The organism is Chitinophaga sp. GbtcB8, from assembly GCF_019091455.1.
Classification (GTDB): domain Bacteria; phylum Bacteroidota; class Bacteroidia; order Chitinophagales; family Chitinophagaceae; genus Chitinophaga.
In genome coordinates this window covers 1-244 of sequence record NZ_JAGXJN010000327.1, presented here as the reverse complement: position 1 = coordinate 244, position 244 = coordinate 1, and the positions used below count along the sequence as shown (strand labels likewise).

General features: G+C 60.2%; 1 protein-coding gene. It reads right to left on the bottom strand.

Features of this window, described 5'->3' with window-relative positions; all coding sequences use genetic code 11:
• Positions 1-244, bottom strand: a 244-nt coding sequence (locus tag KVT36_RS31995) for a type IX secretion system membrane protein PorP/SprF (RefSeq protein ID WP_217607479.1), incomplete at both ends; no start/stop codon positions are given.

The following is a 244-nucleotide window of genomic DNA, read 5'->3' as shown; positions in this document are numbered from 1 at the left end:
CACCGGGGTGTGAAGGCGGCGCCTCATAGTGGGCCCCATAGGCCCCCCCCCGGGGGGTGGTTCCCTCTATTTCCAAACCCGTTGGGGATGCCCGCGGATAATCACTTTTGCGCAGCGGGGCATGCACGGTTAAATACGTTGTTACCGGCCAACCGTTGAGCCCTGCCCCCTGGTGGCGGGGGCTGGCCTTTACATTCCAGTAGTTCTCTATACCTGCCACCGCCGGATTAATAATAAACGGGTT